4 protein-coding genes are annotated in these 8849 nt (G+C 73.9%); 1 reads left to right on the top strand and 3 read right to left on the bottom strand.

Annotated features, from left to right (window positions below; genetic code table 11):
* Window positions 1–746, bottom strand: a 746-nt coding sequence (locus tag HW445_RS10625; protein ID WP_257230986.1) for an SDR family oxidoreductase, incomplete at its 3' end; no start/stop codon positions are given.
* A gap of 395 nt (window positions 747–1141) precedes the next feature.
* Here HW445_RS10625 and HW445_RS10620 point away from each other — a divergent pair.
* Entirely contained in the window at window positions 1142–5122 is a 3981-nt protein-coding gene (locus HW445_RS10620) for a DUF6923 family protein (RefSeq protein ID WP_180220781.1), read from the top strand.
* 87 nt (window positions 5123–5209) lie between these two features.
* On the opposite strand, the gene HW445_RS10615 is transcribed toward HW445_RS10620, so the two are convergent.
* Both HW445_RS10615 and HW445_RS10610 read right to left on the bottom strand, forming a co-directional pair.
* On the bottom strand, window positions 5210–6247 hold the full coding sequence (locus HW445_RS10615) for a Gfo/Idh/MocA family protein (RefSeq protein ID WP_180220780.1): 1038 nt from the start codon (window positions 6245–6247) through the stop codon (window positions 5210–5212).
* A gap of 227 nt (window positions 6248–6474) precedes the next feature.
* A complete protein-coding gene (locus HW445_RS10610; RefSeq protein WP_308798824.1) occupies window positions 6475–8772 on the bottom strand; it encodes a glycoside hydrolase family 3 N-terminal domain-containing protein in 2298 nt (765 codons plus the stop codon).
* Window positions 8773–8849 lie beyond the last annotated feature (77 nt).

The raw sequence follows: 8849 nt of genomic DNA, 5'->3' as shown, positions 1-8849 counted from the left end.
TGCTGGGCGAGCCAGTCGTCGAAGGTGGTCGGCTCGATGCGGGCGTCCGCGGCCGGCAGCATGACGTCGCCCGCCATCTCCGGGCCGAACAGCCCCGACCACGTCGGCACCAGCCTGACCGAGCGGCCGCGCGCCTCGTTGGTGCGCCGGGCCATGTCCACCAGGTCCTGCGGATCGGGCCCGGCGACGTCGCGGTACCGGCCCTGGGGCGCGCCCATGGCGATTTCGGCGAGGACGTGGGCCACGTCGTCCGGCGCGACCGGCTGGATGAGCAGCGGAGCGACCGTGGCCGCGCCGTCCTGCTCGGTCCAGCCCGTCACCATCGCGGCGAAGTCGTGGAACTGGGTGGCCGGGACGATCGTCCACGGCACCGGGCCCTCGCTCACCAGGCGCTCCTGCTCGCGCTTGCCGGCGTAGTGCGCGTTGCCCTCGACGCGCTCCAGGCAGGCGATCGAGAGCAGCACGTGGTGGCGGACACCGGCACGCTCCCCGGCGGCGAGCAGGTTCCGGGTCGTGGCGCGGAAGTACGCCACCACTTCGTCCCGGTCGGTCGCCGTGCAGTTCGTGGCGTCCACCACGGCGTCGGCCCCGGCCAGAGCGGCCTCGAGGCCGTCCCCGGTGGTCAGGTCCACGCCGAGCGAGCGGCTGATGCGCACGACCTGGTGTCCCGCCTTCTCCAGGGCGGCGGTGGTGAGGGCCCCGATGTTCCCCGTCGCCCCGGCCACGGCGATCCGCAGGCTTCCCATGGTGATCTCTCCTCTGTCTCCCGCACTGCACCAAGAACGCTGTCCGGACCGAACAGCCTGCCATGTCGTGGCGCCGCGCGAGGCGGCGTCCCCACCCCGGCCGGCTGGTGGTGTGTCACTGAGCGGAAGGGTGACAGCCCATCAGACGACGAATTGTACGACTATCTGATGGGTTATGTACTCCTCGTCCGCGCGACAGGGCGCCGCGGCTCGGCCGCCGGCTCCCGCGTACCGTCATGCCCGAGGAAGCGAGAAACACCATGGGACGTCCACCACGTCCGTTCCGGCGGAAGGCCCCGGCCGGGGAAGGCCCGCCGTCCCCGCCGCCACGGCGGCGGAGGAAGTGGCGCACGTCGGCGCTGACGGCGCTGGTCGCCCTGGCCGCCGGTACGGGAGTGACCGCCCCCGTACCGGCGGTCGCGCAGCCCTGGGAGTGCTCGGCGCAGCCCGGAACCGGGCAGGGCTACCTCGTGCGGGACGTCACCGACCCGGGGTCCGGTGATCCCGTCTCGTCGGTGATGCTGCGTGTCGATCCGTCCACCGGGGCGACGACGCAGGCCGCCACCCTCGACGGCCTGGTGGACGGCATCGGCTTCAACACGGTCGACGGCTACTTCTACGGTGTCCGGGTCGACGACCGGCGGGTGGTCAGGATCCACGCCGACGGGAGGCTGGAGCCGGTCGGCACGCCCCTGCCGTTCGGGGCCGGCGAGCCCGGCACCCTGCTGGCCGACTTCCGGGGCGGCGCCATGCTGGTGGCGAACAGCAGCGGCGACTGGGCGCTGTACAGCCTCGTCACGGGAGGGCCCGACGGGTTCGGCCAGATCGCCGCCGCGGGTGCGGTCGAGCCGCCGTCCGGCCTGGCGATGCCCGGCGACTGGACGTACGTGCGAGGACCCGCGGGCACCGGCTTCTACGGGGTGTCACGGACCACCTCCGGTGATCCCGAGGCGCACCTGGTGTTCTTCGACCTCGTCGCCCGCACCCTGACGGACCTGGGCGTGAGGGCGCAGATGACGCCCGGCGGGGACGACGTGCCGTACCGCGCGACGTTCACCGACGGCATGGGTGACCTGTACACCGTCCGCGCCGACGACACGTCGCTGTGGCGGCTGACGGACGTCGGCGGTGCGCAGACCGAGGTGACCGGCGCGCTGCCCGAGGACGTCCGCGACGGCGCGCAGTGCCGGCAGAGCGGGGGCAGGGCGACGGTCACCCTGGCCAAGAGCATCGAGGGCGGCCGCGCCCGCCCGGACGACCAGTTCTCCGTGTGGATGGAAGAGGCCTACACCGACAGGATGATGGGGAGCATCCTCACCTCCGGCACACAGACGCACCTGGAGGGCGACCCCATCCCGGTGGACGTCGGCGGCTGGTACTGGGTCCTGGACGCCGACGGACGGTACCCGGAGTCCTGGGTGGGACCGCCGGACGAATACCTCGCGCTCATCCGGTGCGTGGACAGCGTGGGCAACGTGGTGGCCGGCCAGGAGTACTCCAGCCCGCATCTGTTCTGGCAGGTGCCCTACCGGGACGACTTCGTGTGCACCGCCACCAACCGGAACGTCGGCCTGGTCCAGGGAGAGCTGCACAAGGACGCCGAGCCCCGCGTGGTGGCGGAGGCCGGACAGGTCGTCACCTACCGCTACCGGCTGGTCAACACCGGGAGCACGACCATCACCGAGGCGCGGCTGCACGACTGGCACGGGCCGTCCGGTGAACGCTGGGACGTGGACTGCCCCCTGCCGCCCGAAGGGCTGCGGCCGGGCGCCGAGGTCGAATGCGACACCCGCGAGTACGTGGTGACCGAGGACGACCTCCGGCGCGACTGGATCGACAACAGCGCCGACGTGGAACTGCGCGACGAGTTCGACCGCTCCGGGCACGCCCACGACTGGGAGTACGTCGAAGTGCACGCGCCCAGTCCCGGCATCGGCCTGACGAAGTCCGCCGCACCCTCCACCGTCGCGAAGGCCGGCGAGAAGGTGACCTACACCTACCGGGTGGTGAACACCGGGGACGCGCGGCTCGACGACGTCACCGTGCGGGACCACGTCCTCTCGGGCTCCGGCGCGCTCTCGCCCGTCGACTGCCCGTCGACCACGCTGGCGCCGCAGCAGGAGATGACCTGCACGGCCGCCTACACGGTGTCCCAGCAGGACGTCGACCAGGGCGACGACCTGTTCAACAACGCGGTCGCGTCCGGCGTGAGCCCGCGCGGCGAGACCGTCGAGGGCCATGACGGCGTCTTCGTCGAGGTGGAGCCCACCGTCTCCCTGGCTCTGACCAAGTCGGCGGCACCGGCCCGGGTGAGCGAGGCCGGGCAGAGCGTGACCTACTCCTTCACGGTGGAGAACACCGGCACCGCCACACTCGACAACCTGGAGATCGACGACCCGAGGCTCGCCGGCCACGGCAGGGTCGGCGCCGTCTCCTGCCCGACGACGGTCCTGGCGCCCGGCGAACGCACCGTCTGCACCGCGGTGTACACCGTCAGCCAGGCCGACATCGACGCGGGCGGCTTCGACAACACCGCCACCGCGACCGCCGACGGCGGCGGCCGCCGGGTCACGGACGACTCGTCGGCCCACGTCGACGCCGACCGCGTCCCCGGGCTGTCCCTGGTGAAGACGGCGGACCTGGCAGCCGACCGGTGGGCCGCGGGATCGCGGGTGACCTACCGCTACCAGGTCACCAACACCGGGAACACCACCCTGTCCCGGGTCGCCGCCGCGGACACCGCCTTCGACGGTCACGGCACCGGGCCGGAGGCGACCTGCCCGGACACCACGCTCCTCCCCGGCGCCACCACCACCTGCACCGCGACGTACACGCTGGTCCAGGCGGACATCGACCAGGGCCTGGTCACCAACACGGCGACCGCCACCGCCGCCTCACCGGGCGACGTCCCGGTCACCTCCAACGAGTCCGACGCCGCGGTGACCGGCACCCCCGACCGCCGCCTGACCCTCGCCAAGCGGGCCGAACCGGCGACCGTCACCGAACACGGCCAGGAGATCACCTACCGCTTCACCGTCGGCAACGCCGGCGACGGCACCCTGACCGGCCTGCGCATCGTCGAGAACGAGTTCGGCGGCACCGGCGGCCCGCTCGAGACCGACTGCCCCGTGACCACCCTCGCTCCCGGCGCCACCACCACCTGCACCGCGACCTACCGGGTCACCCGCGAGGACCTCGACCGGCCGGAGATCGTCAACGTCGCGACCGCCGTCGCCGAAGCCGGGGCCACCGAGATCGCCTCCGAGCCCGCCGAGGCCCGGGTGCGGACCGGGGCGACCGCCCGGCTGACCCTGAGGAAGTCGCCCTCGCCGGCCACGGTCACCCACGTCGGCCAGGTGATCGAGTACACCTACCTGATCACCAACGCCGGCGACGTCACCGTCGACGAACCGGGCATCGACGACAGCCGTCTCCCGGCGCCCGGGCCGTACTGCGGGTACCTCAGGATCCGGCCGGGCGAGACCGTGACCTGCACCGGCTCCTACGCGGTCACCGCGCAGGACGTCGCAGCCGGCCGGATCGTCAACAAGGCCACCGCGTACGGCGACCGGGCGGACGACGGACGGACCGTCGCCTCCGACACGGTGACCGCCGAGGTCGAGGTGGCACGTCCCCGGATCGCACTGGCCAAGACCGTGGAACCCGCCGAGGTCACCCGGGCCGGCGAGGAGATCTTCTACCGCTTCACCGTCACCAACCGCGGCGCCACCGTCCTGGACGAGATCGCCGTCCAGGAGACCCGCTTCACCGGCAGCGCCGGCCCGCTGCGGACCGACTGCCCGACCGGCTCCCTCGCCCCCGGCGACAGCGCCGTCTGCAACGCCCACTACACCGTCACCGAGGCCGACATCGCCGCCGGCCGGATCGACAACACCGCCACCGCCACCGCCCTCGTGCCGGGCGGCCCCGCGGTCACCTCCCCCCAGGCGACCGCCCAGGTGAAGACCGGCGGCACCCCGCCGAGGAGTTCCCTCTCCGTCGCCAAGAAGGCGCAGGTCAAGGACACCGACCACGACGGACGCACCGACCCCGGCGACGTGGTCGTCTGGCACTTCACCGTCACCAACACCGGCACCACCCCGCTGGCCGCCATGACGGTGGCCGACCCCCGGGCGGGCAAGGTGACCTGCCGGGCCGCCACCCTCGCCCCGGGCGCCTCCACCACCTGCGTCTCCGAGCCCTACCGCATCACCAGGAAGGACGCCAAGGCGGGCAGGATCACCAACACCGCGACCGCGACCGCGAAGGACCCCGCGGGCAAGGCGGTCACCTCGGCGCCGGCCCACTCCGTGGTCCGGGTCCACACCGGCTCCCACCACCACAAGCCGCGGCCCCCGCACCGGCCGGGCAAGTGACCTGACCCCCTGACGCCGAGGGCCCGCCGGGACGACCGGCGGGCCCTCGGCACGTCCGGCTGCCCGCCGGTGTCCGCGGAAAGCCGCTCACGCCACGCCGGGCGCCGCCTCGCCCGGGTAGCGGAGCCCGATCCGCTCGCGGATCGTGTCGAGGGTGGCCATCACCGCCAGCGTGCCGTCCAGCGGGACCAGCGGGGATTCGGTCTCCCCGGCGCGCAGGCAGCGCATCACCTCGGCGGCCTGGTGGTGGTGGCCCGGCCCCGGGGTCCCGGGGAACCGGAACACCTCCGGTTCCCGGCCGCGGCGGTGGAGGGTGAAGGCGGTGGCGGAGAACAGGCCGTCCGGGAGGTCGATGCGGCCCGTGGCGCCGGTGATCGACACCATGCCCGGGGTGTCCGCCACGATCGAGCAGGTCAGCGTGGCGACGGCCCCGCCGGCGTGGCCGAGGACCACGCCCGTCGTCTCGTCCACGCCCTCCGGGCCGATCCGGGCCCAGGCCGCGACGTGCTCGGGAGGACCGAGGAGCAGGTGCGCGAGCGAGACCGGGTAGACGCCCACGTCGAGCAGGGCGCCCCCGCCCGCCGCCGGGTCGCGCAGCCGGTGCGTGGGATCGGCCGGTGCGACGAACCCCAGGTCGGCCTGGACGCACCGCACGTCACCGATCGCCCCGTCGCGCACCAGTGCGGCGATCCGGCGGACGGTCGGCAGGCAGTACGTCCACATGGCCTCCATCAGGAACAGGCCGCGCCCGCGGGCGAGCCGGACCAGGTCGGCGGCCTCGGCGGCGTCGAGGGTGAACGGCTTCTCGCACAGGACGTGCTTCCCCGCCTCCAGGCAGAGTCTCGCCGCGGCGTGGTGCGCGGTGTGCGGGGTCGTCACGTGGACGACGTCGACGTCCGGGTCGGCGGCGAGTTGGGCCCAGGTGCCGTAGGCGCGGGGGACGCCGTACCGCTCGGCGAACCGCCGGGCCGACGCCTCGGAGCGCGACCCGACCGCGACCAGCTCGGCGTCGGGCAGCAGTTCCAGCGCCTCCGCGAAGGCGGCGGCCATGCCGCCTGTGGCGAGGACGCCCCAGCGGACGGGGCGACCTGTCCTGCCGGTGCGGGAAGCTTCGTGGGAGCCCATGGCAATCCGTCCCTCCCGGTCGTCGACCGGATCGTGACCATCGGGAACAACCGTCGGGGAACAGCCGTCGCGGCGCAACTGTCGCAGCACAACCGTCGCGGAACAGCCGTCACGGAGCGGTTGTCGGGGAGCAGCCGTCGCGGAGCAGTTGTCGGGGAGCCGCCGTCGGGGCGGCGGCCGGGAGGGCGTCGACCTCGCCCCGCACCGGCCGCCGCCCGCGGCGTCGCCTACAGCGGCCGGACGTCCACCGGCACGGTGAGCACCCGGTCGGCACCCAGGACGCGCTCCGGGCCGTCCAGCCGGAACGATCCCCGCAGCGGCAGGTCGGCGCTGGACGGTCCGACCTCGGCGTGGATCACCCCGGGTTCCACGACGCGCCGGAGGTCCGCCCCGGTGAAGGAGACCCGGTCGGCGTGGACGGTGAACTCGACCCGGGCGGCCCGGCCCGGCTCGAGCCGCACCCTGGCCCACCCGGCGAGCGCGCGCACGGGCCGCACGACCGAGGCCACCGGGTCGGAGAGGTAGAGCTGGACGACCTCGGTGCCGGCCCGCCCACCGGTGTTGCGCACGGTGACGCCGACCCGCACGGTGCCGTCGGTCGCGATGACCCCGGAATCCGTGGTGAGGTCCTCGTAGGCGAAGGTGGTCCAGGTCAGGCCGTGCCCGAACGGGTACAGGGGCGTGGGGTCGGACGTGCTCACCATCGACGGCTCGGCCGTCGCGGCGTGCAGGTAGCTCCCCTGGTGGCCGCCCGCGTGGCGGGGCATGCTCACCGGCAGCCGTCCCGAGGGCTCCACCCGGCCGGACAGGATGCCCGCGAGGGCGCCCGCCCCCTCCTCGCCGGGGAAGAACGCCTGGACCACGGCCGCGGCCCGTTCGGCGAGGCCGCCCAGGGCGTAGGGGCGGCCGGAGATCATCAGGAGCACGGTGGGCGTTCCGGTCGCCAGGACGGCTTCGGCGAGTTCGGCCTGCCGGCCGGGCAGCGCCACCGTCTCCGCGTCGCACCCCTCCCCGGAGGTGCGGCCCCCGGCGCCGAAGAGGCCGGCGCGGTCGCCGAGCGTCAGCACGCACACGTCGGCGTCGCGGGCCGCGGCCACGGCGGCGGCGATGTCCGCGTCCCGCGTCACGCGGAGGTCGGCGGCGGAGGTCACCTGGATCTTCGCGTCCGGCAGTTCGGCTGCCAGGGCGTCACCGAGGGAGGTGACGTGGACGCCGGCCTCCATCTCGGTGCGCGCCGACATCTCCTCCAGGAAGTCCAGGGAGTTGTGGTTGGCGAAGGCGTAGCAGCCCATCATGGCGAGCGGTTCCTCCGCGAGCGGGCCCACCAGCGCCAGCGAGCTCGCGCGCAGCGGCAGCGTGCCGTCGTTGGCCAGCAGCACCACCGACTCCTCGGCGATCCGGCGGGCCAGGGCCCGGTGCTCGGGCGGGTCCAGGTCCCCGCGCTCCGGGGCCGGGAGAGCCGCGAACCCGGCCTCCCAGGCCTCGTCCAGCATGCCGAGCTCGCACTTCAGCGTGAGGACCCGGGACGCCGCCCGGTCGACCAGCTCCTCGTCGACGCGACCCTGCCGGACCATCTCCACCAGCGGGGGCCCGTAGCAGTGGATGGTGGGCAGTTCCATGTCGACGCCGGCCCGCAGCGCCAGGGCCGCGGCCTCCTCGCGTGAGTCGGCCACGCCGTGGATGTGCTTGAGGTGCCAGATCCCGAAGTAGTCGGCCTGGACGACGCCGGTGAAGCCCATCTCACCGCGGAGCACGTCGTCGATCAGGTGCCGGTCCCCGGTGGACGGGACGCCGTCGACGTCGTTCTGGGAGACCATCACCGACCGTGCGCCGCCCAGGCGCAGCGCGGCGACGAACGGTTCGAGGATGACGTCGGCGAACTCCCGGGGCCCGCAGGTCACGGGGGCCATGTTCCGCCCCGCGGCGGCGGAGGAGTGGCCGGCGAAGTGCTTGAGCGTGGCGACGATCCCGGAATCCTCCAGGCCGCGGACGTAGGCGGAGCCGATGATGCCGACGAGGTAGGGGTCGTCCCCGATCGTCTCCTCGGTACGGCCCCAGCGGTAGTCCCGCGTCACGTCGAGGATGGGCGCCAGCCCCACCTGCGCGCCGATGCCGCGCAGCACTCCGCCGACGGCCGTGGCCATCTCCTCGATCAGGTCGGGGTCGAACGCCGCTCCCCAGGCGAGCGGGGTGGGGAAGACGGTGGACGTCCACGACAGCAGGCCGGTGAGGCACTCCTCGTGCACGAGTGCGGGGATCCGGAAGCGGTTGGCCTCGATCACCGTGTTCTGCAGCAGGCGCAGCCGTTCCATTCCCGCCGCGGGGGTCAGCGGCTCGGTGCCGTGGACCCGGGTGAGCTGTCCCAGACCGTTGGCCGCCGCTTCCTCCAGCGGCCCGGGCAGGGGGTCGGTGGCGCCCTCCGGCACCGCGAGCACGGGCTCGCCGGGGCGCAGCGGCGCGGCCCAGAACGCGCCGAGCTGCCCGACCTTCTCCTCGAGGGTCATGCGGCCCAGCAGGTCCGCCACCCGGTCGCTCACGGGTAACGACGGGTCGCGCCACGGCCGGCCGGCCGACGGGGGTGCTGCGGCGTCCTGGAGCGGTT

The sequence above is a fragment of the Streptomyces sp. UH6 genome, from assembly GCF_013421635.1.
GTDB lineage: Bacteria > Actinomycetota > Actinomycetes > Streptomycetales > Streptomycetaceae > Streptomyces > Streptomyces abyssomicinicus.
Note: the sequence above shows the minus strand (reverse complement) of the source record. Positions and strands in the feature narration are given on the sequence as shown.

Excerpts from the sequence above, each read along its gene's own strand:
- HW445_RS10615 (WP_180220780.1), bottom strand. The coding sequence starts at position 6,247 with ATGGGCTCCCACGAAGCTTCCCGCACCGGCAGGACAGGTCGCCCCGTC.